The organism is Escherichia sp. WS33 (genome assembly GCF_046486385.1).
Lineage (GTDB): Bacteria > Pseudomonadota > Gammaproteobacteria > Enterobacterales > Enterobacteriaceae > ECMA0423.
Map to the genome: position 1 here is coordinate 43,162 of NZ_JBJQLJ010000011.1, position 25,977 is coordinate 69,138.

The window sequence follows — 25,977 nt, forward strand, 5'->3', positions numbered from 1 at the left end:
TATGATTTTTGGCCGTGTCTGCGGCATGGGATAACAATGCCATCAAGTGAATTTATATGCAATAAATATGATTAAATAATTTAAATGAAATAAAAAAAGACGGATAACTTAGTGAGTTGTCCGTCTTCATTATAAGAATTTATGCACTATGTAGGCCGGATAAGGCGTCCACGCCGCATCCGGCACAGGCACCGTGCTGATGTCTGATGCGACGCTGGCGCGTCTTATCAGACCTACAAACCCCCCCGGCGAATGTACGCAGCTACATTAATTCCGCCGTTCGAATGCCAGTGCTTTGCGCTCGATCAGACGCATCATCAGCGTCAGCAGGCCGTTGACGACCAGGTAAATAATCCCTGCCGCACCGAACACCATTACATCGTAGGTGCGTCCGTACAACAACTGGCTGTATCCCATCACTTCCATCAGCGTAATGGTGTAAGCCAGAGAGGTACTTTTGAACACCAGCACCACTTCGTTGGAATAAGAAGAGAGCGAGCGTTTAAAGGCATACGGCAGCAGGATCGCCAGCGTATCTTTTTTGCTCATTCCCAGGGCGCTACAGGACTGCCACTGACCTTCTGGGATCGCACGAATTGCACCGTAAAACAGCTGCGTGGTATACGCCGCACTGTTCAGCGATAACGCAATCAGCGCACATAACCACGGTTCTGACAACAAATGCCACAGTGCCGGATACTCCTGCAAAGTCGGAAACTGGCCCGGCCCGTAATAAATCAGGAAGATCTGCACCAGCAGCGGCGTACCGGTAAACAGCGTGATATAACCCCGCACCAGCCACACCAGCACCGGCGTTTTCAGCGTCAGGATGATGGTAAAAATCAATGCCAGAATCAGTGCCACAATCAGCGAGGCAACGGTTAGCGTCAGGCTGGTGTGTAGCCCTTTCATCAGTTCGGGTAAATACTCAAACATTAGCTGGGCCTCCGCTCAAAACGTGTCGCGCGCAGGTCAATGCGTTTGAGAATGTACTGACTGAGCAGGGTGATCACCAGGTAAATCGCCGCCGCCACAATGTACCAGGTAAATGGTTCCTGGGTACGAGTAGCGATGCTTTTTGTTTGCAGCATTAAATCATTCACACTAATCAAACTGACCAGCGCGGTATCTTTCAGCAGCACCAGCCACTGGTTACCGAGGCCAGGCAGCGCATGACGCCACATCTGCGGCATCACCAGACGGAAAAAGATAGCCGATTTCGACAGCCCCAGCGCCTGACCAGACTCCCACTGACCCACCGGCACCGCTTTCAACGCGCCCCGAAGCGTTTGCGAGGCATAGGCGGCATACAGCAGTGACAGAGCGATGACACCACAAAGGAACGGGCTAACGTCGAAGTTCTCAATGTCCATCTGCACTGGGATCTGCACGAACCCAAGATTGATAGTGAAGCCATCCGAAAGCGTCAGCAGCAGCTGCGAGGAGCCAAAATAGATAAACAGCACCACCAGAATTTCTGGCAGGCCACGCAGAATGGTTACCAGCGCTGAACCTGCCCACGCGACAGGACGCCATTTTGCCGACTCCCATACCGCAAAGAACATCGCCAGCGCCAGCCCGACAATCAATGCACAAACGGCAAGGCCGACGGTCATCCCGGCGGCGCTTGCTAAAGGAAAAAATTCATTCATCAGGAATTACTTCTGGAACCATTTGTTGTAGATGGTTTCGTAAGTGCCATCTTTCTTCACTTTTTCCAGCGCAGTGTTGAGTTTCTGCTGCAGCTCAGTGTTGCCCTGACGTACCGCGATGCCGAGGCCAGTGCCGAAGTAATCTTTATCGGTCACTTTGTCGCCCACCGCCGCCAGTTTCGGGTTATCTTTCAGCCACTCAGTGACCACTGCGGTGTCACCGAAGACGCCGTCGATACGCCCGTTTTGCAGATCCAGTTTTGCGTTCTGGTAGCTGTCATACGGAACGGTAGTGATTTCCGGGTGCTTATCCATAATGAATTTCTGGTGTGTCGTCCCGTTCTGAACGCCGACTTTTTTGCCTTTCAGCTGATCAACACTGGTGTATTTGCCTTGCTGACCCACAAACAGGGCAGAGTTGTCATAGTACGGGGTGGTAAACAGTACCTGCTTTTCACGCTCCGGAGTGATATCCATGCCCGCCATCACTGCTTCTACGCGACGGAATTTCAGGCTTGGGATCAGGCTGTCAAACGCCTGGTTAGAGAAAGTACAGGTTGCATCAATCTCTTTACACAGTGCCTGTGCCAGGTCGACGTCAAAACCAACGATCTGGTTGTTTGCATCAATCGATTCAAACGGAGGATAGGAGGCTTCGGTAGCAAAACGAATGGTTTCGGCAGCTGTGGCGGAAAGACTAAAACCTGCAATTAACGCGGCAATCAGAACTTTTTTCATTGTTGTTATCCCGAATCTTAGTGAGAGAGATAGTTTTTAAATGCTTCGGTTTGCGGCTCGGTAAAGCAGCTCGCGTCGCCTTGTTCTACGATATGACCATTTTCCATATACACCACTCGGCTGGCGGTTTTACGCGCCACTTCAACTTCGTGGGTGACGATCACCTGGGTAATATTCGTTTCTGCCAGCTCACGAATGATGCTGACGATTTGTGCCGTAATTTCCGGGTCCAGTGCGGCGGTCGGTTCATCGAACAGCAGTACCTGCGGTTCCATCATCAACGCACGGGCAATAGCAACACGCTGCTGCTGACCACCAGAAAGATGCAGCGGGTAACGATCGCTATAAGGTTTGAGACGCAGACGTTCCAGCAGTTTTTCTGCACGGGCCAGCGCCTGATCTTTACTCAACCCCAGTACACGGCAGGGCGCTTCAATCAGGTTTTGCTGCACGGTCAGATGCGGCCACAGGTTGTATTGCTGAAACACCATGCCAACGTTACGACGCAAATCGCGAATCGCTTTGTCAGAGGGTGTTTTGGTGAAATCGAAATGGTTGCCTGCAATGTTGAGCGTACCGGAGCGCGGCATCTCAAGCAGATTGAGTACACGCAGCAGCGAGCTTTTACCCGCGCCGCTGGGGCCAAGTAACACCAGCGTTTCGCCCTGTGGGCAATCCAGCGTGATATCGAACAGCGCCTGATGCGCGCCGTAGAAGCAATTAATGCCGTTTAATTGAATACTCATTGACACTCGTATACTGGCAGTCTGATAGCTATTGAGGTCGAAGATAGTACCTTTGACAGAATAATTATGCAATATTTCTGCTTTAAAAGTTAAAAGCAAAGCGCATTATTCAATAAACATAGCACAAAATAACGGGGGCGGTGGTCGGCGAGCATAAATGTCGGCATTCCTCACGAAATGCCGGACAATTTACGGGGTTTATTGGTTGATCAAGGCGTTAGCGATTCTCGATGGACTGACGGAGCGTACCCGCCGTGGCATGAACGCTGCCGCCTAAATAGCGTACATCGTCGATCACCCAACACTGGCCTTCCTGAATCATTAACACTTCATCCTGCCAGCTCTGATCACCCTGTTTTAGATCCACACGCAGAGGAATATTTCGCGCATCACGATTCGGGATTGTTGAGGCACTGGCAACACGGGCGCTCTCTGGCAAGGTTGTGCGACTGGAGAATGGATCGTTGGTCAGTAGTTCCCGATGGTTATTATCCCGGGAGGCATCGCTAAGCAGTGTCGCCAGTTTGTCGCTCAGATAAGGGCGCAAGGCGGTGATGTCGTTGCTGCGGTGCAAAATGCGGTAGTCATAAAATTGCTGGGCCACGTTATCCGGGCCTCCTTCAACGCAAGGACCACTGCGTGTGCCGTTATCTTTATAAGCTGGAGTGACTGTGGTGCAGGCACTGAGGAGCAGTGCGCAGGGGATAAGCATTGTCAATTTGCTGTAGCGCATAATGATTTCCTTATAAGCGATCGCTCTGAAAGCGTTCTACGATAATAATGATATCCTTTCAATAATAGCGTATCAGTCTGATAATGCTTTTGAGATCGAAGGCTTAGCAAACAAGGAGATCGATCATGCAATTTTCTACAACCCCAACTCTGGAAGGCCAGACCATCGTTGAATATTGCGGTGTGGTGACCGGCGAAGCGATTTTAGGTGCCAATATTTTCCGTGATTTCTTTGCTGGTATCCGCGATATCGTTGGCGGACGCTCCGGTGCCTACGAAAAAGAATTACGTAAAGCGCGGGAGATCGCCTTTGAGGAGCTCGGCTCCCAGGCGCGGGCGCTGGGGGCCGATGCCGTAGTCGGTATTGATATCGACTACGAAACGGTTGGGCAAAACGGCAGTATGCTGATGGTTAGCGTCAGCGGTACGGCGGTGAAAACGCGTCGATGAGAAGAGTCTTCTGGCTGATTGCCGCCGCTCTGTTACTGGCAGGGTGTGCAGGCGAAAAAGGCATTGTCGAGAAAGAGGGATATCAGCTTGATACCCGACGCCAGGCGCAGGCGGCGTATCCGCGCATTAAAGTGCTGGTGATCCACTACACCGCAGATGATTTTGATAGCTCGCTGGCGACACTGACCGATAAGCAGGTCAGCTCGCATTATCTGGTCCCTGCGGTACCACCGCGATACAACGGTAAACCGCGCATCTGGCAACTGGTGCCGGAACAAGAACTGGCCTGGCATGCGGGGATTAGCGCCTGGCGCGGGGCAACGCGCCTTAACGACACCTCTATTGGCATTGAGCTGGAAAACCGTGGCTGGCAAAAATCGGCCGGAGTGAAATATTTTGCCCCGTTTGAACCGGCACAGATTCAGGCGCTTATTCCACTGGCGAAAGATATTATTGCCCGTTATCACATCAAGCCGGAAAACGTAGTGGCACATGCGGATATCGCACCGCAGCGCAAAGACGATCCGGGGCCATTATTTCCCTGGCAGCAACTGGCGCAGCAGGGGATTGGTGCCTGGCCGGATGCGCAGCGGGTTAACTTTTACCTTGCCGGGCGCGCGCCGCACACACCGGTAGATACCGCGTCATTGCTGGAGCTTTTGGCGCGCTACGGTTATGACGTTAAACCTGATATGACACCGCGCGAGCAGCGGCGCGTGATTATGGCATTCCAGATGCATTTCCGCCCGACGTTATATAACGGCGAAGCGGATGCAGAAACTCAGGCGATTGCCGAAGCATTGCTGGAAAAATACGGGCAGGATTAGCGCGGCAGTTTTCCGTGGTCGCGTAGCCAGGCGGCAGTTTTCTCGATACCTTCATCCAGGGTGATGACCGGCTGATAACCTAACTCTTCCTGCGCACGCGTAATATCCAGCGTAAAGTCAAAATTCAACTTGGAGACGCCGTAGTGGGTCAGCGGCGGCTCTTTTGCTGACTTGCGGCCTAAACGCTCCATGCTGCGGGCGATCATATCCAGCATCGGGTAGGGGACGGAACGAATACGACAGTCAATATTCAACTCGTCGATCAGCTTCTGCACGATGCTGCGCAGTGTGCGATGCTCGCCGTTGGTGATGTTGTACACACGCCCGGAAGGTAGCTTATCGCAGGCTTCCTGGCTTGCCAGCCACATGGCGTGCACGGCATTTTCATAGTAGGTCATATCGACCAGCGCACTGCCGCCATGCGGTAACAGAATACTGCCGTAGTGGTGCATCATATGCGCCAGACGGGGAATAAAGACTTTATCGTGCGGTCCGAACAGACTTTGTGGGCGCAGAATAGTAAAGCGCGTTTGTGGATTCGCCTGCGAAAGCATATTGATCACTTCTTCGCTGGCTGCTTTGCTGCGGGCAAACTCGTTGGCGAAGCGGTGAGGGCGAAAATCTTCTTTAATATCGCGATGGTGGTGATAATCGAAGTACAGGGAGGGGGAAGAGATATGAATAAAGTTACGCACACCCCAGGCGACAGCCCATTCACCCAGGCGGCGAGTGGCGCGAACGTTAGCCAGATCGAAAGCCTGTTGTGTCCCCCAGGGTGAGGTAAAGCTGGAGCAGTGCCACAGCGTATCAATGCCCGCGAGCATCACTTTAGCTTGTGATGAAACCAGCTCGGTCAGATCCGCCGGAACAAACTCTGCGCCCATTTTTTCCAGCAATTTGCCCATTGCCTCGTTGCGACCGGTCGCTCGCACGCTGATGCCTTTCTGGCATAAAAACTCTACCGCGTTTCGACCTAAGCCGCTGGTGGCGCCGGTAACCAGTACCTTCATATCAATCCACTGTTGTTGAGAAAATAACGTGCGCATTCTTCCGTGATTTCCCCCATGATGCAATGGGAAACATGAAAGAATAACGCAGGTTTTGTCGATTAATCTGTGCTTTGTTCTGCCAGTCTGGCGATTTGTTTTGCCATTCCGCGAAAAATAAACAGATGCGCGGGGATCATCAATAACCAGTAAAACAGCCCCGGCATACCGTGCGGATGCCAGAAAGCGCGGACATCGATAGTACGATAGTCGCCTTTATCTTCCAGGCTAAAACACAGTCGTCCCAGCCCCGGCGCTTTCATGCCAAATAACAACGTAAGTTGTTTTTCCGGTTCAACGACAATCACTTTCCAGCTATCTACCGCATCGCCAGTCTGTAAATATTCGCGCTCCGGGCGGCCTTTCGCCAGCTTATGACCGATCGCGCGGTCCATCAACGCCCGTGTCTGCCACAAAATATTGCCAAAGAAATAACGCTCTTTACCGCCGATTTGGTTCACTACCTGCCATAAAGCAGCAAGGCTGGCGGACGTTTTAACGGTAAACCCCGCCTGTTTGGCAAAATAACCGTACTCCGGTCGCCAGCGGGCAAAGGCCTGAGCGTCGTAGCCCCAGTCGCTGGAGTTGACCAGTTTTTCCTCCTCTTTCAACGTGCTACGTACCGCGTCATCGAAAGCGATCAGCCGTTGTGGGATGAGTGCACGTAGCGCGGTATCATCCGCCAGCAGATCGTGTTTCAGCCCCTGAATCAACGCCCTGGCGGTGGTGGGCGGTACGGAAGTAATCACATTGAGAAACCACACCGAAATCCAGCGGGTGGGGAGGGGGATGGGGATCAACCAGCGGCGCTTACCGCTCACCGCCATAAAATGTTCAAACTGTTGCTGATAACTGAGCACCTCTGGTCCGGCGGCTTCGAAGATGCGGTGTTCGCTGGCCGGATGATCTAACAACGCCACCAGATAGTGCAGCAAGTTTTCCAGCGCGATGGGCGTGGTGCGTGAACGTACCCAGCGTGGCGGCGTTAACACTGGCAGGTTGTAGACCATATCGCGCATGACTTCGAACGCCGCTGAACCTGCGCCAACGATAATTCCGGCCCGAAGTTCGGTCACAGGTACATTCGCTTCACGAAGAATGTCCGCCGTAGCCTGACGAGCACGCAGATGATCCGACTGCTCATGTGGCGGGGCCTGCAACGAACTGAGAAAGATTAATTGCTTAACTGGTACTTCACGTAGCGCATCGCGGACGTTGAGAGCCACCTGGCGCTCCTGAGCGATAAAATCGCCGCCTTCGCCCATGCTGTGCACCAGAAAATAGACGGTATCGATATCCTGCAACAGGGCCGGAAGGTTATCCGGCCAGCTGAGATCGACTTTATGGCAACTGACGTTTGCCAGTTGCAGCTTTGCAAGCCTGTCGACATGACGTGCCGCCGCCAGGATCTGATGCCCTTGCTGGCTGAGTGTGCGCACCAGATGCTGACCAATGTAGCCACTGGCACCGAGAACTAAAATGCGTTGCGGCACGTCTCTCTCCTTAACGCGCCAGGAATGCGCGCCAGTGGGCGGCGACTTCCGCCAGTTGTTCGCGCGAGACGTCAAGATGCGTCACCAGGCGGACAATCGGCGAGGCGTTAATCAGCACGTTTCTCGCTTTCATGTATTCGCCTAACGCGGCAGCATTTTCTTCCCCGACGCGAACAAACAGCATATTAGTGTCCTGACGCATCACATCCGCGCCTGCTTCACGCAGTTGCTCCGCCATCCAGGCGGCGTTGTCGTGATCTTCCTGCAACCGTGCGACGTTATTTTTCAGGGCATACATCCCGGCGGCAGCCAGAATCCCGGACTGACGCATCCCGCCACCGGCCATTTTCCGCCAGCGGATGGCACGTTTAATGTAATCACGATTACCGACGAGTAATGAACCGACTGGCGTCCCAAGACCTTTCGACAGGCAAATGGTGAACGAATCACAATATTGCGTGATCTCTTTCAGTTCGCAGCCGTAAGCCACCACGGCATTAAAGATGCGCGCACCGTCAACATGCAGCGCCAGATTGCGCTCGCGGGTAAATTCCCATGCTTCTTTCAGGTATTCACGCGGCAGCACTTTGCCGTTGTGGGTGTTTTCCAGACTGAGTAATTTGGTGCGGGCGAAATGGATATCGTCGGGTTTGATTTTCATCGCCACTTTATCCAGCGGTAGCGTGCCGTCGGCAGCCGCGTCGATGGGTTGCGGCTGAATACTGCCCAGCACCGCTGCGCCACCGGCTTCAAACAGATAGTTATGCGCGGCCTGACCGACAATATACTCTTCGCCACGTTCGCAGTGACTGAGCAGAGCGACCAGGTTGGCCTGAGTGCCGGTAGGCAGAAAAATGGCGGCTTCTTTACCGGAAAGCTCTGCTGCATAGTCCTGCAGAGCATTAACGGTAGGGTCGTCTCCGTAAACGTCGTCCCCAACCGGGGCGGCCATCATCGCTTCGAGCATGGCGCGGCTCGGTCGGGTAACGGTATCACTGCGTAAATCAATCATGGCATGTCCTTATTATGACGGGAAATGCCACCCTTTTTACCTTAGCCAGTTCGTTTTCGCCAGTTCGATCACTTCATCGCCGCGTCCGCTGATAATTGCGCGCAACATATACAGGCTAAAACCTTTGGCCTGTTCGAGTTTGATCTGCGGTGGAATGGCTAACTCTTCTTTGGCGACCACCACATCCACCAACACCGGACCGTCGATAGAGAAGGCGCGTTGCAGGGCTTCATCAACTTCAGACGCTTTTTCTACACGGATACCCGTAATGCCGCACGCTTCGGCAATGCGGGCAAAGTTTGTGTCGTGTAGTTCGGTGCCGTCAGTCAAATAGCCACCAGCTTTCATCTCCATCGCCACAAAGCCCAGCACGCTGTTGTTAAAGACGACAATTTTCACTGGCAGTTTCATCTGCACTACTGAGAGGAAATCGCCCATCAACATGCTAAAACCGCCATCGCCGCACATGGCGACCACCTGACGTTCTGGCTCTGTCGCCTGCGCACCCAGCGCCTGCGGCATGGCGTTAGCCATCGAACCGTGGTTAAACGAACCTAACAGGCGACGCTTGCCGTTCATTTTCAGATAACGTGCCGCCCATACCGTTGGCGTGCCGACGTCACAGGTAAAGATGGCGTCATCGGCGGCAAAATGACTAATTTGCTGCGCCAGATATTGCGGGTGAATGGCTTTCTCGCTCGGTTTAGCTAAATCGTCCAGCCCTTTGCGGGCATCGCGGTAATCTTCCAGCGCTTTATCCAGAAACTTGCGATCGGTTTTTTCTTCCACCAGTGGCAGCAATGCGCGCAGGGTTGATTTGATATCGCCGACCAGCGCCATATCTACCTTGCTATGCGCGCCGATGCTGGCTGGATTGATATCAATCTGAATAATTTTGGCATCGGTCGGGTAGAACGCACGGTAGGGGAACTGAGTACCGAGTAGCACTAACGTGTCGGCGTTCATCATGGTATGGAAACCTGACGAGAAGCCGATTAACCCGGTCATTCCAACATCATACGGATTATCGTATTCGACATGTTCTTTACCGCGCAGGGCATGAACAATAGGCGCTTTAATTTTCCCGGCAAACTCAACTAACTCTTTATGCGCCCCCGCGCAGCCGCTGCCACACATCAGGGCGATATTGCTGGAATAACGCAGCAGTTGCGCCAGTTTGCGTAACTCTTCTTCTTCCGGCGTCACGATTGGTTGTGGCGCATGATACCAGTGCGTGGTTGCCCCTTCTGGCGCAGGTTTTAACGCCACGTCGCCTGGTAACACGACAACCGAAACGCCACGGTTAAGCACCGCTTTGCGCATGGCAATCGCCAGTACTTGTGGAATCTGCTCCGGGCTGGAAACCAGCTCGCAATAGTGACTACATTCGCGGAATAGCTCTTGTGGGTGGGTTTCCTGGAAATAGCCGCTGCCAATTTCGCTGGAGGGAATATGAGCGGCAATCGCCAGTACCGGAACGTGATTGCGGTGGCAATCGAACAGGCCGTTGATTAAGTGCAGGTTGCCGGGGCCGCACGATCCGGCACAGACCGCCAGTTCTCCGCTAAGTTGTGCTTCAGCGCCAGCGGCAAAGGCCGCCACTTCTTCGTGGCGGGTGGACATCCACTCGATGGTGCCCATGCGATTAAGACTGTCACTAAGACCGTTCAGAGAGTCGCCTGTGACTCCCCAGATGCGTTTCACCCCTGCCGATTCGAGTGTTTTGGCGATATAAGCTGCAACCGTTTGTTTCATGGTTCTCCATCTCCTGAATGTGATAACGGTAACAAGTTTAGTTCATCTGACGGAGGGGGAAGGGATGGGAGAGAAAGGAGGCACTAACGGTTAAATAGCCCGATGAAAGGAATATCATCGGGCATAAGGCGATTATGCGAGAACCAAATCCCCCTGCGGATGGCAGGAGCAGGCCAGTACGTAACCTTCAGCGATTTCGGCGTCGGTCAGCGTCATTGTACTGCTCACCGTATATTCACCGGAAACCACTTTTGTCTTACAGCAGCCGCAAACACCCGCACGGCAGGCAGCGACAACCGGAACGTTATTGCTTTCCAGCGCCTCCAGTAGCGTGGTGCCAACCGGGGCGTAAAATTCTCGTGCCGGTTGCAGTTTGGTGAATTTCAGACCGCTGGTCGCCGCTTCTGCTACTGGGGTGAAGAATTTCTCTTTAAAGAAACGCGTCACGCCGAGCGCTTTCACTTCCTGCTCTACCCAATCCATATACGGAGCCGGGCCGCAGGTCATCACGGTACGTGAAGCTAAGTCAGGTACACCTGCCAGCAGTTCGCGAGTGAGACGACCAGCGATAAAGCCTTCGGTAACGTTATTTTCTGCCACCAGCGTTACCGGATAGTTACGCCACTCATCGGCGAAAATAACATCCTGCGGCGTACGCACGTTGTAGATCACCCGCACATCGGCCTGTGGACGGTTCTTCGCAAGCCAGCGACGCATCGACATAATCGGCGTGACGCCGCAGCCTGCCGCCAGCAACAGGAATTTATCTTCTGCTTTATCGTCGCAGGTAAATTCCCCCATCGCGTCCGAAAGCCAGAGATAATCACCGCGTTTTACATCGCGCGTCAGCCACTGGGAGCCGACACCGTCATCAATCCGCCGCACGGTCAGGGTGATATATTCACTCACGCCTGGCGTGGAGGAAATGGTGTAAGCACGCAGCGTTTCCGCTGAGTTTCGCACGCTGACCAGTGCATATTGCCCGGCGCGATATGGGTAGTAATCGTGGCAAATCAGGGAAATCGTCCACACATCCGGCGTTTCTTGCGTAATGTGATGAACCTGCATCCGCCACGGGCATTGATTCGTTGGCATCGTCATCGACAAACTCCTTACGCGCTCAACAGTTGCTTCATGTCTTCTTCAACAGTGGTGATAGAACGCAGGCCAAATTTCTCGTTCAGCACCGCCAGCAGGTCTGGTGTCAGGAAACCAGGTGCAGTCGGGCCGGTGACGATATTTTTCACGCCCAGAGAAAGCAGCGTCAGCAGAATGACGATCGCTTTCTGTTCAAACCAGGAGAGCACCAGCGACAGCGGCAGATCGTTGACACCGCAGCCCAGTTTCTCTGCCAGAGTGACAGCCAGAATAATCGCTGAGTAAGCATCGTTACATTGACCTGCATCTACCAGACGCGGCAGACCTTCGATATCGCCAAACTCAAGTTTGTTAAAGCGATATTTACCACAGGCGAGGGTCAGGATCAGGCAGTCATCCGGCACGCTGGTGGCGAAATCGGTGAAGTAGTGGCGCTCGCCGCGTGCGCCGTCACAGCCACCAAGCAGGAAGATATGACGCAGTTTTTCACGGCTCACCAGATCAATCAGCGTATCCGCTGCGCCAAGCAGCGTCTGGCGGCCAAAGCCCACGGTGATCAGGTGCGGAATTTCGCTGTACGGGAAGCCCGCCATTTGTTGCGCCTGGGCGATGACCGCAGAAAAATCTTCGCCATCCAGATGACGCACACCCGGCCAGCCAACGATGCTGCGGGTCCAGATACGATCGTCATAAGCGCCTACGGTTGGGTCGATGATGCAGTTCGAGGTCATCACGATGGGGCCAGGGAAACGAGCGAACTCCACTTGCTGATTCTGCCAGCCGCTGCCGTAGTTACCGACCAGATGCTTGAATTTACGCAGCTCCGGGTAGCCATGCGCAGGCAGCATTTCGCCGTGGGTGTAAACATTAACGCCCGTGCCTTCGGTCTGTTCCAGCAGGTTGTAGAGATCTTTGAGATCGTGACCGGAAATCAGGATGCATTTACCCGCCGTCGCTTTGACGTTGACCTGGGTTGGCGTCGGGTGACCGTATTTACCGGTTTCGCCTGCATCCAGAATGCTCATCACTTTGAAGTTCATCTGGCCGATTTCCATTGAACACTCAAGAAGCGCGTTCATATCGGCAGGCCAGGTCCCCAGCCACGCCATGATTTTATGATACTGGGCATAAATATCGTTGTCGTATTGACCGAGAACATGCGCGTGTTCCATATAGGCCGCTGCACCTTTCAGGCCATACAGGCACAGCAGACGCAGGCCGAGAATGTTTTCGCCAATCGCCGCTTTATCTTTGTTAGGGGTAAATTCTGCTGCCTGACGTTGCAGCTCGCCGAGATCGTCGCTCACCAGTTGCAGGTCAGCCATCGGGTTATCGACGCGCGCGTTGGCATCTACAGCCAGGCATTGCGCTTTCAGCGCCTCGCGCAGGGCAATCGCTTCACGAGCGTAGCCGACAATACGCGGAGAATCGAAGTTAACGTTGGTCAGGGTTGAGAAAAAGGCACGTGGCGCGAAGCTGTCAACATCGTGGTTGATGATGCCGTATTCACGCGCTTTTACCGCCCAGGCAGAAAGCCCTTGCAGCGCCGCGATGAGTAAATCCTGAAGGTCAGAAGTTTCCGCCGTTTTACCACACATCCCCTGCGCGTATGAGCAGCCGTTTCCTGCCGGAGTACGGATAGTTTGTTCACATTGCACACAAAACATGATCACACCTTTTAAAGTTATATTTAATATACATGTTTAAGGTTAAGACGCTTAACGCGGGGATAAAAGGGATTTTTCATGCAACTTTAAGGGAGATTGATTTAGCGCAATTTTGGCGGCAGGGATCTACCGCCAGAGAGGTATTACGCAGAGAAAAAGGCGATGAGGATCGGCACTAACAGGCTAAGAATAAAACCGTGAACAATTGCCGCCGGGACCATATCCAGCCCGCCAGTACGTTGAAGAACGGGCAGGGTGAAATCCATTGATGTGGCACCGCATAAGCCCAGTGCAGTAGAGCGGCTGCGGCGAATCAGCCCAGGGATCAACATAATAGCAATCAGTTCACGGGCCAGATCATTAAAAAACGCCGCGCTCCCGATTACCGGACCAAAAGATTCGGTCAATAAAATACCGGAAAGAGAATACCAGCCGAAACCGGAGGCCATTGCCAGCGCGGTATTGATGGGGAGATCAAGAATAAAGGCGTTAATTAAACCACCAATTAATGAACTGACAACCACCACCACGGCGACAATCATTCCCCGGCGATTAAGGACAATCTGCTTTAAGGTCATGCCATTATTGCGCAACTGAATACCAACGAGGAAAAGTAGCAAAATTAACGTGTATTCACTGGCTTCGGTCGCGTGTTGTAAGAAAGCCAGTCCACTCAGACCAATGGCAAAACCAATCACTACTACGCCGCACAGTTTTAGCGACTCCAGCGCCATCGCAATACGCGACGGGAGTTTTTCTTGCTGATGGTGGTTGCGCCACGGCAGGCCTCGCTCCAGCCACATCAGGGCGGCAATATTACACAGTAAAATAACGGTAATACTGACGGCAGAATAATGCAGAATCGCCAACAGGTTACTGGCGAGGTTATCGAGAAACGCCAGACTGATACCCATAAAAAAGAGAATAAGGTAAACCATCCAGCTTAATAGCTGATTAATAACTTTTAACGCAGCTTGTTGGCGAAGCGGAATGAGGTAACCCACAATCAGGGGAACCAGAATGATTAACAGCCCAGAAAACATGAAAACCCAGTCCTTGCAAAGATGAAGTCGAAATGCGCGATGACACACTACTGAAAGCGGAAGGACGAGTAAAGTTGCAATTAAAAGGAAATGTTATGCATAAGGAGCAGTAGAGTATTCGTTTTCATTTAAAGATATTCTTGCGCTTTAATTACAAACTGCACCGATGTTGGTGGCGTCAAAATCGCCGAGGCGTTCCCTGAAGGCCGGGGCAGCCCACATGGATGTGGGCTGAGGGCGCGTTTTACAGGGATGTTACCTCGCGCCCGACCCGGTAGCCGTAAGGGATAAGTCGAGGGCACCGCGCAGCGGCGATTTTGTTCGCCAGAGCCCGGGGGTGCAGGGGGCGGCGGCGATTGGCCGCCCCCTGCGCGCTCCTTGCGCCAGTGGCAATATGTGGCTTAGCTCATGAAAGGAGCGCAACAAGATGATGAATCAACATATAACAACATCTTAAAAAAAGGCCTGACATTACGCCAGGCCTTCTGCGTTAATTAATCACGCTTTTCCAGCAGGGTCCGGTAAATCAGACCACCGATAATGCCGCCGACAATTGGCACCACCCAGAAGAACCACAGTTGTTCTAATGCCCAGCCGCCCTGGAAGATAGCAACCGCGGTGCTGCGCGCCGGGTTAACAGAAGTGTTAGTCACCGGAATACTAATTAAGTGAATCAGGGTTAAGGCCAGACCAATAGCGATCGGCGCAAAACCTGCCGGCGCGAATTTGTCGGTTGTGCCGTGGATCACCAACAGGAAACCTGCACTCAATACCAGTTCAACTACCAGCGCGGAAAGCATGGAATAACCGCCTGGTGAATGCTCGCCATAACCGTTAGAAGCAAAACCGCTGGCTGCCGCGTCAAAACCCGTTTTACCACTGGCAATTAAATACAGCAGCGCCGCTGCAACAATACCGCCGACAACCTGGGCAATTACGTAGCCAACGACTTCTTTTGCCGGAAAACGTCCGCCAGCCCATAAACCAATAGTGACCGCCGGGTTAAAATGACCACCAGAAATATGACCAACAGCAAAGGCCATCGTCAGAACGGTCAGACCGAACGCCAACGCCACGCCGGCAAAACCAATGCCTAATTCCGGGAAGCCTGCGGCCAGTACAGCACTACCACAGCCACCAAAAACAAGCCAGAAAGTACCAAAACATTCAGCTGCTAATTTTCTGAACATATCCACCTCAATTAAAAATTGACCCTGTGAAAAATATGGTCGTTTTATAGGGTCGTCGTAAAAAAGTGACGACGGAAATAATGCGCGGCTATTTTAAAAACGAAGGCGAGTCATTCACCAGATAAATAAATCCAGTAAATTTGATTTAGGGCAACAGCGGGTTGCCCCATATAGTCATTTGTCTGATTGACAGTGTAGTGCAAGCAAAAGATTTAATCCTTTAGGCGTAATAAAAAATAATTTATCATGCTAATTATTTGATTTTGTTGTTTTTGCAGACTTATCAGCAAGAGGGAGTATAACGCGATTATTCGCTCATTTTTCAGACATTTGCCATGCTTAAATGTGATGTCATCACGTATTAGCAAGGCCTTTCCCGTTATACTGCCAGCGTAAAGGATAAGTCACATATTTCTGGAGGGGATATGATTCTTGAGCGCGTTGAAATTGTGGGTTTTCGCGGTATCAACCGTTTGTCGTTGATGCTCGAACAAAACAACGTCCTGATTGGGGAGAACGCGTGGGGTAAATCCAGCTTGCTGGACGCCTTAACCCTGCTGCTATCGCCAGAATCAGATCTCTACCATTTTGAGCGCGACGATTTCTGGTTCCCGCCGGGAGATATCAACGGGCGAGAACATCATCTGCATATTATTTTGACCTTCCGCGAATCGCTGCCAGGCCGACATCGGGTTCGCCGTTATCGGCCGCTGGAAGCGTGCTGGACGCCATGCACCGATGGCTATCACCGTATTTTTTATCGTCTGGAAGGGGAGAGTGCGGAAGACGGCAGCGTGATGACACTGCGCAGTTTTCTCGATAAAGACGGACATCCGATTGATGTCGAGGATATTAACGATCAGGCACGCCATCTGGTGCGTTTAATGCCGGTGCTGCGCTTGCGTGATGCCCGTTTTATGCGCCGTATTCGTAACGGCACGGTGCCAAATGTTCCCAATGTGGAAGTCACCGCGCGCCAGCTCGATTTCCTCGCCCGTGAGTTGTCCTCACATCCGCAAAATCTCTCTGATGGACAGATTCGTCAGGGACTTTCCGCAATGGTGCAGTTGCTTGAGCATTATTTCTCTGAGCAGGGGGCCGGACAGGCGCGATATCGTTTAATGCGGCGGCGGGCCAGCAATGAGCAACGAAGCTGGCGCTATCTGGACATCATCAACCGGATGATTGACCGACCTGGAGGGCGCTCGTATCGGGTTATTTTGCTCGGCCTGTTTGCTACTTTATTGCAGGCAAAAGGCACATTGAGACTGGATAAAGACGCGCGTCCATTGTTGCTGATCGAAGATCCAGAAACCCGTTTACACCCCATTATGCTTTCAGTTGCCTGGCATCTGTTGAATCTTCTGCCATTGCAGCGCATTGCCACCACCAACTCGGGTGAGTTGCTTTCGTTAACGCCGGTAGAGCATGTTTGCCGACTGGTACGTGAGTCCTCGCGCGTTGCCGCCTGGCGTCTGGGGCCGAGTGGCTTGAGTACCGAAGATAGCCGACGCATATCCTTTCACATTCGTTTTAACCGTCCGTCATCGCTGTTTGCTCGCTGCTGGTTGCTGGTGGAAGGGGAAACGGAAACCTGGGTTATCAATGAACTGGCGCGTCAGTGCGGACATCATTTTGATGCCGAAGGGATCAAGGTCATTGAGTTTGCCCAGTCCGGGCTAAAGCCACTGGTTAAATTTGCCCGCCGAATGGGGATTGAATGGCATGTACTGGTCGATGGCGATGAAGCAGGGAAGAAATATGCCGCTACGGTACGCAGCCTGTTGAATAACGATCGGGAAGCCGAACGAGAACATTTAACGGCGTTACCGGCGCTGGATATGGAACATTTTATGTATCGCCAGGGATTTTCCGATGTGTTCCACCGCGTGGCGCAAATCCCGGAAAATGTACCGATGAATCTGCGCAAAATTATCTCGAAAGCGATCCATCGCTCTTCCAAACCCGATCTTGCCATTGAAGTGGCAATGGAGGCCGGACGTCGTGGTGTGGACTCCGTACCGACGCTGCTGAAAAAAATGTTCTCACGCGTGCTGTGGCTGGCGCGCGGTCGCGCGGATTAACCGCGAAACATCGTGGCCATTTGTGGCTGAATAGCGTCGAGCATCTCATAGCGCCGACGGTATTCAGCCCGTTTTTTACTGGCGATTTCGGCAATCTCTTTTCGTGCTATCTGTGCTGGAAGGCGGTAATGGCGTTCAGCATCACATACGCCGCCAACCGATTCCCAGAAAGCGTTGTAATCGGCATGGATCTTGCCTTCTTTATCACGATAACGCAGGCTGCGGTAAATATGCGTTTCATTGCTGACGGCAATAATCTGCTCTACCTGCAAACGTTGGGCAAACAGACAGGCCGCTTCCATCACGAGGCGTTTGGGAAATAGCCCGTGGCAGGCTTTCGTCGCATTCTGGATTTCCTGATGTGGAATTTCCCATTTTGCGCCTTGCAGTCCGCCAATAAACATCGTTCTTTTCCCCTGATATTCACACAGGGTAAACGTGATCTCTGCCAGAGGAATACCTTCGCTGTTGCGAAACAGGATTGTGCTGTCACCTTCTTTATCCATTGAGATCATCATGGTCAGCTCAAGCGTGAACTGCTCGCCGTTTTTGCCTTCCAGCTTCGCCAGTTGCAGCCCGGGGGTATTCAAATATAAGCTGAATTCTTCCGCCGACATACATCCGCGGAGTAACGCATAATGGTAACGTAACGCCTCCAGCAATTGCTTACGGCTAAGATTCGCCGCAAGGTAAGGGCGATGCAGACGCACAGGCAGTCGCGGTTGGCGCGTTAACAACACATTGAGATTAGGCCAGTGGGAAAGTTCGTTCATCCACTCAACGCTTAAACGCGGCATAATCAACGAGCGCAGCAAAAATTTCTGGCGAAAACTACGGCGATGCCAGAATTTACCCGGCCGACACTGTCCACGTGCCAGACTAAGAAAAAGTGACAGGCTGCTGAGAGATTCAGATGGCGTAAAGGTCCGTTCAGTTAGCTGCGACATATTCATGAAATCAATGGTTATACATGACGTCGATTTCACCATTGCGTATCTTAACCAAACATCAATAGTGTGATTACTAACGTAAATTTTAGGGTTTTGTTGATATTTCGTTGAAGTTAATGACCCGGATTGGCATATGGAGTATTCAGAATATTTATGAAAAAGCGGAAAACCGTGAAGAAGCGTTACGTTATTGCGCTGGTGATAGTCATCGCCGGACTGATTACGTTATGGAGAATTCTTAACGCACCCGTGCCGACTTATCAGACACTGATTGTGCGCCCCGGTGATTTACAGCAAAGCGTGCTGGCGACCGGAAAGCTGGACGCGCTGCGTAAGGTTGACGTGGGCGCGCAGGTCAGCGGTCAGTTGAAAACTCTGTCGGTGGCGATTGGCGATAAAGTAAAAAAAGACCAGCTTTTAGGGGTTATTGATCCTGAACAGGCTGAAAACCAGATTAAGGAGGTCGAAGCAACGCTGATGGAGCTACGTGCGCAGCGGCAGCAGGCGGAAGCGGAGCTGAAACTGGCGCGGGTGACGTATTCCCGTCAGCAACGTCTGGCACAAACGCAGGCGGTTTCACAGCAGGATCTCGACACCGCCGCGACGGAGATGGCTGTGAAACAGGCGCAAATTGGCACCATTGACGCGCAAATCAAGCGCAATCAGGCCTCTCTCGATACGGCTAAAACCAATCTCGATTACACTCGCATCGTTGCCCCGATGGCCGGGGAAGTCACGCAAATCACCACTCTGCAAGGCCAGACGGTGATTGCCGCACAACAAGCACCGAACATTCTGACGCTGGCAGATATGAGCACCATGCTGGTAAAAGCGCAGGTTTCTGAAGCGGATGTAATCCACCTGAAGCCGGGGCAAAAAGCCTGGTTTACGGTACTTGGCGATCCACTGACGCGCTACGAGGGGCAAATCAAGGATGTACTACCGACGCCGGAAAAGGTTAACGACGCTATTTTCTATTACGCCCGTTTTGAAGTCCCCAACCCCAATGGTTTGCTGCGGCTGGATATGACTGCGCAAGTGCATATTCAGCTCACCGATGTGAAAAATGTGCTGACGATCCCTCTGTCGGCGTTAGGCGATCCGGTTGGCGATAATCGTTATAAAGTCAAATTGTTGCGTAATGGTGAAACACGCGAGCGTGAAGTGACGATTGGCGCACGTAACGATACCGATGTTGAGATTGTCAAAGGGCTTGAAGCGGGCGATGAAGTGGTGATTGGTGAGGCCAAACCAGGAGCTGCACAATGACGCCTTTGCTCGAATTAAAGGATATTCGTCGCAGCTATCCTGCCGGTGATGAGCAGGTTGAGGTGCTGAAGGGCATCACCCTCGATATTTATGCCGGTGAGATGGTAGCGATTGTTGGCGCTTCAGGTTCCGGTAAATCGACCCTGATGAATATTCTCGGCTGTCTGGATAAGGCCACCAGCGGCACCTATCGCGTCGCCGGTCAGGATGTTGCCACACTGGACGCCGATGCGCTGGCGCAACTGCGCCGCGAGCATTTCGGCTTTATTTTCCAGCGTTACCATTTACTTTCGCATTTAACCGCCGAGCAGAACGTTGAAGTACCCGCCGTCTATGCTGGTCTTGAGCGGAAACAGCGACTGCTTCGTGCCCAGGAGTTGCTGCAACGGCTGGGGCTGGAAGACCGTACAGAGTATTATCCGGCACAGCTTTCGGGTGGTCAGCAACAGCGCGTCAGCATCGCGCGGGCATTGATGAACGGTGGTCAGGTAATTCTTGCCGATGAACCAACCGGCGCACTGGACAGCCATTCTGGCGAAGAGGTGATGGCGATCCTGCATCAGCTGCGCGATCGTGGGCATACGGTGATTATCGTCACCCACGATCCGCAGGTCGCTGCTCAGGCCGAGCGGGTGATCGAAATTCGCGACGGCGAAATTGTGCGCAATCCTCCCGCCATTGAAAAAGTGAATGTTGCTGGCGGGACGGAGCCTGTTGTCAACACGGTGTCTGGCTGGCGGCAGTTTGTCAGCGGTTTTAACGAGGCGCTGACGATGGCATGGCGGGCGCTGGCAGCGAATAAAATGCGTACTTTACTGACCATGCTGGGGATTATTATCGGTATTGCGTCGGTGGTTTCCATTGTCGTGGTGGGTGACGCCGCCAAACAAATGGTGCTGGCGGATATTCGTTCTATTGGTACGAATACTATTGATGTCTATCCCGGGAAAGATTTTGGCGATGACGATCCGCAATATCAGCAGGCGCTGAAGTACGACGACTTAATCGCCATCCAAAAACAACCGTGGGTCGCCTCAGCCACACCTGCCGTCTCGCAAAACCTGCGCCTGCGTTATAACAATGTTGATGTTGCTGCCAGTGCCAATGGCGTGAGCGGCGATTATTTTAATGTCTATGGCATGACCTTCAGTGAAGGAAACACCTTTAATCAGGAGCAGCTGAACGGTCGTGCGCAGGTCGTGGTTCTCGACAGTAATACTCGCCGCCAGCTTTTCCCCCATAAAGCAGATGTGGTTGGCGAGGTGATTCTGGTCGGCAATATGCCCGCCAGAGTCATTGGTGTGGCGGAAGAAAAACAGTCGATGTTTGGTAGCAGTAAAGTGCTGCGTGTCTGGCTACCTTACAGCACGATGTCCGGGCGAGTTATGGGCCAGTCGTGGCTGAACTCCATTACTGTCAGGGTAAAAGAAGGATTTGACAGCGCCGAGGCGGAACAGCAACTCACGCGTTTACTTTCACTGCGCCACGGAAAGAAGGATTTCTTTACCTGGAACATGGACGGCGTCTTGAAAACTGTTGAAAAGACCACACGTACTTTACAACTGTTTCTGACGCTGGTGGCGGTGATTTCGCTGGTGGTGGGCGGTATTGGTGTAATGAATATTATGCTGGTGTCAGTGACCGAGCGGACGCGGGAAATTGGCATTCGCATGGCTGTAGGTGCGCGAGCAAGCGATGTTTTGCAACAGTTCCTGATCGAAGCCGTACTGGTTTGCCTGGTCGGTGGCGCGTTGGGAATAACACTGTCACTGTTAATTGCTTTCACCTTGCAGCTTTTCTTACCCGGCTGGGAGATTGGTTTTTCACCGTTGGCACTGCTGCTGGCGTTTCTCTGCTCGACGGTCACCGGGATTTTATTTGGATGGTTACCCGCACGAAATGCGGCACGACTGGATCCAGTAGATGCTCTGGCACGAGAGTAATTTTTGAGATAAAAATGCCAGCCGATCGGGCTGGCATTTTGCCTTTAGGATGTACACAATGAGACAGAAGAGCTATGCGACTGCCGCTTCTACTTCGACGGGCACAATAACACTGGCGTGATTGCCTTTTGGCCCCTGGTGGACATCAAACTGAACGGATTGTCCAGCTTTTAGCGTTCTGTAACCATCCATCTGAATGGTGGAATAATGAGCGAAAATATCTTCGCCGCCGCCTTCAGGGCAGATGAAACCAAACCCTTTGGCATTGTTGAACCACTTAACAGTACCCTTTTCCATGCTTCGACATCCTTCGCAAATCTTATACAAGTAAGATGGAATAAACCGGGGTCAGAGAGGGGGCTGTTCAAAACCTCGCCAACTCTAGAAATACAATTTAGAGAATTAGGGCGAGCCGTCAAGCGTTTGACAGGGGCCAGGGGGCAGGTATGAATCAAAAATTTGAAGCAGTTAACGCTATTGACAGGAATGTGACAGATGTCGCTGATGCCAACGATAGATGATAGTTATCTATCATGTGGAGTAGATTGGTCAGGCAAATAAGCTCTTGTCAGCGGCAGGGCGTTCTGCCGATAACCGTAACCGAAGATGATAACTGACAATGGGTAAAACGAACGACTGGCTGGACTTTGATCAACTGGCGGAAGAAAAAGTTCGCGACGCGCTAAAACCGCCATCTATGTATAAAGTGATATTAGTCAATGATGATTACACTCCGATGGAGTTTGTTATTGACGTGTTACAAAAATTCTTTTCTTATGATGTAGAACGTGCAACGCAATTGATGCTCGCTGTTCACTACCAGGGGAAGGCCATTTGCGGAGTCTTTACCGCCGAGGTTGCAGAAACCAAAGTGGCGATGGTGAACAAGTACGCGAGGGAGAATGAGCATCCATTGCTGTGTACGCTAGAAAAAGCCTGAATGCAGGCATAAAAATTGGGGGAGGTGCCTATGCTCAATCAAGAACTGGAACTCAGTTTAAATATGGCTTTCGCCAGAGCGCGCGAGCACCGTCATGAGTTTATGACCGTCGAGCACTTGTTACTGGCGCTGCTCAGTAACCCATCTGCCCGGGAGGCGCTGGAAGCGTGTTCTGTGGATTTGGTTGCGCTCCGTCAGGAACTGGAAGCCTTTATTGAACAAACCACACCCGTTCTGCCTGCCAGTGAAGAGGAGCGCGACACACAGCCGACGCTGAGTTTTCAGCGTGTACTGCAACGTGCGGTCTTCCATGTCCAATCCTCCGGTCGCAATGAGGTAACCGGTGCAAACGTTCTGGTCGCTATCTTTAGCGAACAGGAGTCGCAGGCGGCATATCTGTTGCGTAAACATGAAGTCAGCCGTCTCGATGTGGTGAACTTTATCTCTCATGGCACGCGTAAAGACGAGCCGACACAGTCTTCTGATCCTGGCAGCCAGCCAAACAGCGAAGAACAAGCTGGTGGGGAGGAACGTATGGAGAATTTCACGACGAACCTGAATCAGCTTGCGCGCGTGGGCGGAATCGACCCACTGATTGGTCGTGAGAAGGAGCTGGAGCGTGCTATTCAGGTTCTCTGCCGTCGCCGTAAAAACAACCCGCTGCTGGTGGGGGAATCTGGTGTCGGTAAAACCGCGATTGCGGAAGGTCTTGCCTGGCGAATTGTTCAGGGCGATGTGCCGGAAGTGATGGCTGACTGTACGATTTACTCTCTCGATATCGGTTCTCTGTTAGCGGGCACTAAATATCGCGGCGACTTTGAAAAACGTTTTAAAGCGTTGCTCAAGCAGCTGGAGCAGGACACTAACAGCATCCTGTTTATTGATGAGATCCACACCATTATCGGTGCGGGGGCAGCGTCTGGTGGCCAGGTCGATGCGGCTAACCTGATCAAACCGTTGCTCTCCAGCGGTAAAATTCGCGTAATTGGTTCGACAACCTATCAGGAGTTCAGCAACATTTTCGAGAAAGACCGTGCTCTGGCGCGTCGCTTCCAGAAAATTGATATTACTGAACCGTCGATCGAAGAAACTGTTCAAATCATCAATGGCCTGAAACCGAAGTATGAAGCGCACCACGACGTGCGTTATACCGCAAAAGCGGTGCGTGCAGCGGTAGAGCTGGCGGTGAAATACATTAACGATCGTCATCTGCCGGATAAAGCCATTGACGTTATCGACGAAGCGGGCGCTCGCGCACGCCTGATGCCGGTAAGCAAACGCAAGAAAACCGTTAATGTGGCGGATATTGAGTCCGTGGTGGCCCGTATTGCGCGCATTCCAGAGAAGAGTGTTTCTCAGAGTGACCGCGATACCCTGAAAAACCTCGGCGATCGCCTGAAAATGCTGGTCTTCGGTCAGGATAAAGCCATTGAGGCGCTGACTGAAGCCATTAAGATGGCGCGTGCAGGTTTAGGTCACGAACATAAACCGGTTGGTTCGTTCCTGTTTGCCGGCCCTACCGGGGTCGGGAAAACAGAGGTGACGGTACAGCTTTCGAAAGCGTTGGGCATTGAGCTGCTGCGCTTTGATATGTCCGAGTATATGGAACGCCATACCGTCAGCCGTCTGATTGGTGCGCCTCCGGGATACGTTGGTTTTGATCAGGGAGGTTTGCTGACTGATGCGGTCATCAAGCATCCACATGCGGTGCTGTTGCTGGACGAAATCGAGAAAGCGCATCCGGACGTGTTCAATATTCTGTTGCAGGTGATGGACAACGGTACGCTGACCGATAACAACGGACGCAAAGCGGACTTCCGTAACGTGGTGCTGGTGATGACCACCAACGCCGGGGTACGTGAAACTGAGCGTAAATCCATTGGTCTTATCCACCAGGATAACAGCACCGATGCGATGGAGGAGATCAAGAAGATCTTTACACCGGAATTCCGTAACCGTCTCGACAACATTATCTGGTTTGATCATCTGTCAACCGACGTGATCCATCAGGTGGTGGATAAATTCATCGTCGAGTTGCAGGTTCAGCTGGATCAGAAAGGTGTTTCTCTGGAAGTGAGCCAGGAAGCGCGTAACTGGCTGGCCGAGAAAGGTTACGACCGGGCAATGGGCGCACGTCCGATGGCGCGTGTCATCCAGGACAACCTGAAAAAACCGCTCGCCAACGAACTGCTGTTTGGTTCGCTGGTGGACGGCGGTCAGGTCACCGTCGCGCTGGATAAAGAGAAAAATGAGCTGACTTACGGATTCCAGAGTGCACAAAAGCACAAGGCGGAAGCAGCGCATTAATCTGATTGTTAGGTAGGTTGGTCAAGTCCGTAATCTCGAAAGAGGTTACGGACTTTTTGTTTATGGGGTGGAGGAGGTTCAGACCCTTTTTTTAATGATGATGGTAAGTTGTTGATAATTAGTGCTGCGGGAAGGTAAGGATAAAAAAGGGTGCTGCAGGAGAATGGGATGGTTTTGCTTTATTAACAACGGGCTAAACGTGTAGTATTTGAGTTCACTGCCGTACAGGCAGCTTAGAAATCGACGGGGTGCGGTAAAACCTTTGCGAACGCGTTCACTGCCGTACAGACAGATAAAATGCGAAAAAAAAGCTCGCACTTTCGTACGAGCTCTTCTTTAAATATGGCGGTGAGGGGGGGATTCGAACCCCCGATACGTTGCCGTATACACACTTTCCAGGCGTGCTCCTTCAGCCACTCGGACACCTCACCAAATTGTTTTGTCGCCTGACCTCATGGGTGGCAACGGGGCGCTACTATAGGGAGTTGGAGTAAAACGGTCAAGAAGAATTTTAATGATAATTATTGTTTGCTCATACTGTAAACAAGTTGTGCAGTATATCTACATCGAGACAAGTTACGGACTTATACTTCCAAAGTACTTCATACATATCACAAAATAAAAAGGCCGGTTAAACCGACCTTTTACTCGTTCTTTCTCTTCGCCCATCAGGCGGTAAAACAATCAGCGACTACGGAAGACAATGCGGCCTTTGCTCAGGTCGTACGGGGTCAGTTCAACAGTCACTTTGTCGCCCGTCAGGATGCGGATGTAGTTTTTGCGCATTTTACCGGAGATGTGTGCAGTAACCACGTGACCGTTTTCTAACTCTACGCGGAACATGGTATTAGGCAACGTTTCAAGAACGGTACCTTGCATTTCAATATTGTCTTCTTTGGCCATCTAATCCTCTGGGGTATCACTACCGTAATTTGAACCGGCAAGATAATGCCGAAGTTCTGTAAATAAGTAAAGATTTGCGCGCTAAATCGCAACAAACAGGTTCGGCACATTACTCCGAAAACACACGGCTAA

The 25,977-nt window shown here is 52.1% G+C and carries 24 protein-coding genes, 1 tRNA gene and 1 pseudogene; 8 read left to right on the forward strand and 18 right to left on the reverse strand.

The window, feature by feature from the left end; all coding sequences use genetic code 11:
- Positions 1-267: 267 nt before the first annotated feature.
- The 5 genes from artM to ACJHXA_RS11290 all read right to left on the reverse strand — a co-directional run bounded on the left by artM (position 268) and on the right by ACJHXA_RS11290 (position 3,869).
- The gene (gene artM, locus ACJHXA_RS11270) at positions 268-936 is read right to left on the reverse strand and encodes an arginine ABC transporter permease ArtM (protein ID WP_000464491.1); all 669 of its coding nucleotides are present in this window, start codon (positions 934-936) and stop codon (positions 268-270) included.
- On the reverse strand, positions 936-1,652 hold the full coding sequence (gene artQ / locus ACJHXA_RS11275) for an arginine ABC transporter permease ArtQ (RefSeq protein WP_001001691.1): 717 nt from the start codon (positions 1,650-1,652) through the stop codon (positions 936-938). Before artQ ends, artM begins: the two co-directional genes overlap by 1 nt.
- Positions 1,653-1,658: 6 nt before the next feature.
- Entirely contained in the window at positions 1,659-2,390 is a 732-nt protein-coding gene (gene artI / locus ACJHXA_RS11280) for an arginine ABC transporter substrate-binding protein ArtI (RefSeq protein WP_000756569.1), read from the reverse strand.
- A 17-nt stretch (positions 2,391-2,407) separates the two neighbouring features.
- Positions 2,408-3,136: an arginine ABC transporter ATP-binding protein ArtP gene (artP, locus tag ACJHXA_RS11285; protein ID WP_000027205.1), complete on the reverse strand. Its 729-nt coding sequence runs from the start codon at positions 3,134-3,136 to the stop codon at positions 2,408-2,410.
- Positions 3,137-3,353: 217 nt separating this feature from the next.
- On the reverse strand, positions 3,354-3,869 hold the full coding sequence (locus tag ACJHXA_RS11290) for a lipoprotein (protein WP_001270740.1): 516 nt from the start codon (positions 3,867-3,869) through the stop codon (positions 3,354-3,356).
- 125 nt (positions 3,870-3,994) lie between these two features.
- On the opposite strand from ACJHXA_RS11290, the gene ACJHXA_RS11295 reads away from it, so the two are divergent.
- Together ACJHXA_RS11295 and amiD are read left to right on the forward strand one after the other, a co-directional pair.
- Positions 3,995-4,318 (forward strand): heavy metal-binding domain-containing protein, encoded by a 324-nt coding sequence (locus ACJHXA_RS11295; RefSeq protein ID WP_001160737.1) that lies wholly within the window; start codon positions 3,995-3,997, stop codon positions 4,316-4,318.
- The gene (gene amiD / locus ACJHXA_RS11300; protein WP_001255144.1) at positions 4,315-5,145 is read left to right on the forward strand and encodes an N-acetylmuramoyl-L-alanine amidase AmiD; all 831 of its coding nucleotides are present in this window, start codon (positions 4,315-4,317) and stop codon (positions 5,143-5,145) included. Before ACJHXA_RS11295 ends, amiD begins: the two co-directional genes overlap by 4 nt.
- Here the strand turns inward: amiD and ACJHXA_RS11305 are convergent.
- The 8 genes from ACJHXA_RS11305 to aqpZ all read right to left on the reverse strand — a co-directional run bounded on the left by ACJHXA_RS11305 (position 5,142) and on the right by aqpZ (position 15,449).
- Positions 5,142-6,155 carry an NAD-dependent epimerase/dehydratase family protein gene (locus tag ACJHXA_RS11305; protein ID WP_001338420.1) on the reverse strand — a complete coding sequence of 338 codons (1,014 nt, stop codon included), beginning with the start codon at positions 6,153-6,155 and terminating at the stop codon, positions 5,142-5,144. The genes amiD and ACJHXA_RS11305 overlap by 4 nt on opposite strands.
- Positions 6,156-6,253: 98 nt before the next feature.
- Entirely contained in the window at positions 6,254-7,684 is a 1,431-nt protein-coding gene (locus ACJHXA_RS11310; RefSeq protein ID WP_001136554.1) for an SDR family oxidoreductase, read from the reverse strand.
- A gap of 10 nt (positions 7,685-7,694) precedes the next feature.
- The gene (gene ltaE / locus ACJHXA_RS11315; RefSeq protein WP_000566372.1) at positions 7,695-8,696 is read right to left on the reverse strand and encodes a low-specificity L-threonine aldolase; all 1,002 of its coding nucleotides are present in this window, start codon (positions 8,694-8,696) and stop codon (positions 7,695-7,697) included.
- A 36-nt stretch (positions 8,697-8,732) separates the two neighbouring features.
- A complete protein-coding gene (poxB, locus tag ACJHXA_RS11320) occupies positions 8,733-10,451 on the reverse strand; it encodes a ubiquinone-dependent pyruvate dehydrogenase (RefSeq protein WP_000815350.1) in 1,719 nt (572 codons plus the stop codon).
- 132 nt (positions 10,452-10,583) lie between these two features.
- A complete protein-coding gene (gene hcr / locus ACJHXA_RS11325; protein WP_000178677.1) occupies positions 10,584-11,552 on the reverse strand; it encodes an NADH oxidoreductase in 969 nt (322 codons plus the stop codon).
- An 11-nt stretch (positions 11,553-11,563) separates the two neighbouring features.
- Entirely contained in the window at positions 11,564-13,216 is a 1,653-nt protein-coding gene (gene hcp / locus ACJHXA_RS11330) for a hydroxylamine reductase (protein WP_000458817.1), read from the reverse strand.
- Between the two features lie 143 nt (positions 13,217-13,359).
- Positions 13,360-14,259: an L-lysine exporter LysO gene (lysO, locus tag ACJHXA_RS11335; protein WP_000491142.1), complete on the reverse strand. Its 900-nt coding sequence runs from the start codon at positions 14,257-14,259 to the stop codon at positions 13,360-13,362.
- 494 nt (positions 14,260-14,753) lie between these two features.
- Positions 14,754-15,449, reverse strand: a complete 696-nt coding sequence (gene aqpZ / locus ACJHXA_RS11340) for an aquaporin Z (RefSeq protein WP_001297311.1) — start codon at positions 15,447-15,449, stop codon at positions 14,754-14,756.
- A 425-nt stretch (positions 15,450-15,874) separates the two neighbouring features.
- Between aqpZ and ACJHXA_RS11345 the strand changes: the two genes are divergently transcribed.
- A complete protein-coding gene (locus tag ACJHXA_RS11345; RefSeq protein WP_000599806.1) occupies positions 15,875-17,533 on the forward strand; it encodes an ATP-dependent endonuclease in 1,659 nt (552 codons plus the stop codon).
- On the opposite strand, the gene ACJHXA_RS11350 is transcribed toward ACJHXA_RS11345, so the two are convergent.
- Positions 17,530-18,486, reverse strand: a complete 957-nt coding sequence (locus tag ACJHXA_RS11350) for a VirK/YbjX family protein (protein WP_001355621.1) — start codon at positions 18,484-18,486, stop codon at positions 17,530-17,532. The two genes, ACJHXA_RS11345 and ACJHXA_RS11350, sit on opposite strands and share 4 nt — an antisense overlap.
- 150 nt (positions 18,487-18,636) lie before the next feature.
- Here ACJHXA_RS11350 and macA point away from each other — a divergent pair, with 150 nt between their 5' ends.
- Together macA and macB are read left to right on the forward strand one after the other, a co-directional pair.
- On the forward strand, positions 18,637-19,752 hold the full coding sequence (macA, locus tag ACJHXA_RS11355; RefSeq protein ID WP_000746460.1) for a macrolide transporter subunit MacA: 1,116 nt from the start codon (positions 18,637-18,639) through the stop codon (positions 19,750-19,752).
- Complete coding sequence (macB, locus tag ACJHXA_RS11360; protein WP_000188180.1) at positions 19,749-21,695, forward strand: macrolide ABC transporter ATP-binding protein/permease MacB; 1,947 nt, start codon at positions 19,749-19,751, stop codon at positions 21,693-21,695. The genes macA and macB overlap by 4 nt, the downstream gene beginning before the upstream one ends.
- A 72-nt stretch (positions 21,696-21,767) precedes the next feature.
- Here the strand turns inward: macB and cspD are convergent, their stop codons facing one another.
- Positions 21,768-21,992: a cold shock-like protein CspD gene (gene cspD / locus ACJHXA_RS11365; protein ID WP_000410785.1), complete on the reverse strand. Its 225-nt coding sequence runs from the start codon at positions 21,990-21,992 to the stop codon at positions 21,768-21,770.
- Positions 21,993-22,141: 149 nt separating this feature from the next.
- On the opposite strand from cspD, the gene yljB reads away from it, so the two are divergent.
- From yljB to clpA, 3 genes are all read left to right on the forward strand, one after another.
- Positions 22,142-22,216, forward strand: a complete 75-nt coding sequence (gene yljB, locus ACJHXA_RS11370) for a protein YljB (protein WP_001406719.1) — start codon at positions 22,142-22,144, stop codon at positions 22,214-22,216.
- A gap of 98 nt (positions 22,217-22,314) precedes the next feature.
- Positions 22,315-22,635, forward strand: a complete 321-nt coding sequence (clpS, locus tag ACJHXA_RS11375; protein WP_000520781.1) for an ATP-dependent Clp protease adapter ClpS — start codon at positions 22,315-22,317, stop codon at positions 22,633-22,635.
- A gap of 30 nt (positions 22,636-22,665) precedes the next feature.
- Positions 22,666-24,942 carry an ATP-dependent Clp protease ATP-binding subunit ClpA gene (gene clpA, locus ACJHXA_RS11380; RefSeq protein WP_000934041.1) on the forward strand — a complete coding sequence of 759 codons (2,277 nt, stop codon included), beginning with the start codon at positions 22,666-22,668 and terminating at the stop codon, positions 24,940-24,942.
- Positions 24,943-25,285: 343 nt separating this feature from the next.
- Here clpA and ACJHXA_RS11385 read toward each other — a convergent pair.
- From ACJHXA_RS11385 to ACJHXA_RS11395, 3 genes and pseudogenes are all read right to left on the reverse strand, one after another.
- A tRNA-Ser gene (locus ACJHXA_RS11385) sits at positions 25,286-25,373 on the reverse strand.
- Positions 25,374-25,626: 253 nt separating this feature from the next.
- Positions 25,627-25,845, reverse strand: a complete 219-nt coding sequence (gene infA / locus ACJHXA_RS11390; RefSeq protein ID WP_001040187.1) for a translation initiation factor IF-1 — start codon at positions 25,843-25,845, stop codon at positions 25,627-25,629.
- Positions 25,773-25,925: pseudogene (locus ACJHXA_RS11395) on the reverse strand (hypothetical protein); the annotation flags it as partial. The gene infA and the pseudogene ACJHXA_RS11395, both read right to left, overlap by 73 nt.
- Between the last annotated feature and the right edge of the window lie 52 nt (positions 25,926-25,977).

What these genes read in the sequence shown, in the direction of transcription:
- artM (WP_000464491.1), bottom strand. Translation starts at nt 936, where the DNA reads ATGTTTGAGTATTTACCCGAACTGATGAAAGGGCTACACACCAGCCTG.
- artQ (WP_001001691.1), bottom strand. Translation starts at nt 1,652, where the DNA reads ATGAATGAATTTTTTCCTTTAGCAAGCGCCGCCGGGATGACCGTCGGC.
- artI (WP_000756569.1), bottom strand. Translation starts at nt 2,390, where the DNA reads ATGAAAAAAGTTCTGATTGCCGCGTTAATTGCAGGTTTTAGTCTTTCC.
- artP (WP_000027205.1), bottom strand. Translation starts at nt 3,136, where the DNA reads ATGAGTATTCAATTAAACGGCATTAATTGCTTCTACGGCGCGCATCAG.
- ACJHXA_RS11290 (WP_001270740.1), bottom strand. Translation starts at nt 3,869, where the DNA reads ATGCGCTACAGCAAATTGACAATGCTTATCCCCTGCGCACTGCTCCTC.
- ACJHXA_RS11295 (WP_001160737.1), top strand. Translation starts at nt 3,995, where the DNA reads ATGCAATTTTCTACAACCCCAACTCTGGAAGGCCAGACCATCGTTGAA.
- amiD (WP_001255144.1), top strand. Translation starts at nt 4,315, where the DNA reads ATGAGAAGAGTCTTCTGGCTGATTGCCGCCGCTCTGTTACTGGCAGGG.
- ACJHXA_RS11305 (WP_001338420.1), bottom strand. Translation starts at nt 6,155, where the DNA reads ATGAAGGTACTGGTTACCGGCGCCACCAGCGGCTTAGGTCGAAACGCG.
- ltaE (WP_000566372.1), bottom strand. Translation starts at nt 8,696, where the DNA reads ATGATTGATTTACGCAGTGATACCGTTACCCGACCGAGCCGCGCCATG.
- poxB (WP_000815350.1), bottom strand. Translation starts at nt 10,451, where the DNA reads ATGAAACAAACGGTTGCAGCTTATATCGCCAAAACACTCGAATCGGCA.
- hcr (WP_000178677.1), bottom strand. Translation starts at nt 11,552, where the DNA reads ATGACGATGCCAACGAATCAATGCCCGTGGCGGATGCAGGTTCATCAC.
- hcp (WP_000458817.1), bottom strand. Translation starts at nt 13,216, where the DNA reads ATGTTTTGTGTGCAATGTGAACAAACTATCCGTACTCCGGCAGGAAAC.
- lysO (WP_000491142.1), bottom strand. Translation starts at nt 14,259, where the DNA reads ATGTTTTCTGGGCTGTTAATCATTCTGGTTCCCCTGATTGTGGGTTAC.
- aqpZ (WP_001297311.1), bottom strand. Translation starts at nt 15,449, where the DNA reads ATGTTCAGAAAATTAGCAGCTGAATGTTTTGGTACTTTCTGGCTTGTT.
- ACJHXA_RS11345 (WP_000599806.1), top strand. Translation starts at nt 15,875, where the DNA reads ATGATTCTTGAGCGCGTTGAAATTGTGGGTTTTCGCGGTATCAACCGT.
- ACJHXA_RS11350 (WP_001355621.1), bottom strand. Translation starts at nt 18,486, where the DNA reads ATGAATATGTCGCAGCTAACTGAACGGACCTTTACGCCATCTGAATCT.
- macA (WP_000746460.1), top strand. Translation starts at nt 18,637, where the DNA reads ATGAAAAAGCGGAAAACCGTGAAGAAGCGTTACGTTATTGCGCTGGTG.
- macB (WP_000188180.1), top strand. Translation starts at nt 19,749, where the DNA reads ATGACGCCTTTGCTCGAATTAAAGGATATTCGTCGCAGCTATCCTGCC.
- cspD (WP_000410785.1), bottom strand. Translation starts at nt 21,992, where the DNA reads ATGGAAAAGGGTACTGTTAAGTGGTTCAACAATGCCAAAGGGTTTGGT.
- clpS (WP_000520781.1), top strand. Translation starts at nt 22,315, where the DNA reads ATGGGTAAAACGAACGACTGGCTGGACTTTGATCAACTGGCGGAAGAA.
- clpA (WP_000934041.1), top strand. Translation starts at nt 22,666, where the DNA reads ATGCTCAATCAAGAACTGGAACTCAGTTTAAATATGGCTTTCGCCAGA.
- infA (WP_001040187.1), bottom strand. Translation starts at nt 25,845, where the DNA reads ATGGCCAAAGAAGACAATATTGAAATGCAAGGTACCGTTCTTGAAACG.